The sequence below is a fragment of the Parashewanella curva genome (assembly GCF_003675895.1).
Classification (GTDB): Bacteria; Pseudomonadota; Gammaproteobacteria; order Enterobacterales; family Shewanellaceae; genus Parashewanella; species Parashewanella curva.
The window spans coordinates 1-510 of record NZ_ML014980.1 but is presented as its reverse complement, the minus strand read 5'-3'; the positions used below and the strand labels follow the sequence as shown (position 1 = coordinate 510).

The 510-nt window shown below is 35.5% G+C and carries 1 protein-coding gene; it reads left to right on the top strand.

Going from position 1 to position 510, the window contains the following annotated elements; all coding sequences use genetic code 11:
* Positions 1-122: 122 nt before the first annotated feature.
* The coding region (locus D5018_RS21525; protein ID WP_133309383.1) for a helix-turn-helix domain-containing protein at positions 123-510 on the top strand (388 nt) is incomplete at its 3' end.

Here is a 510-nt window from a genome sequence, read left to right as displayed (position 1 = left end):
TAAGTAGCCGACTAAAAGTTTTTTAAATCACAAAACTTCTAAGAATTTTGCAGTTCCTCATAAATTTTCATTTTAGACTTTAGTACCCTAAAAACAGCTTTATCTCAATTTAGAGAGTTATCATGAAAAGAGTCGTAGCACTGTCAGAGTTTGAAATTGAAACATTGAAAGAAGCTGTAGCGCATCATCCCAAGCATCGCAGTAGAACAAGAGCACACGCATTCCTGTTAAGTAATAAGAAGTTTTCAATTAAACAGATAGCTGACATTTTCGAAGTTTGTGAAGTTACGATATCAAACTGGATTACAGCTTGGTACGAGCAAGGTATCTCAAGTTTATTTGATGACAAACGTTCAGGCCGACCTAGCATTTACTCTCAAGAGGAAGCTTTACTCTTAAAATCATTTGTCGATGAAGAGCCTCATCAACTCAAAAGAGCACAGTCTCTTCTACAGAATTCAACAGGTAAAGAATGCAGTCTGGGTACAATAAAACGGACAATAAAAAATT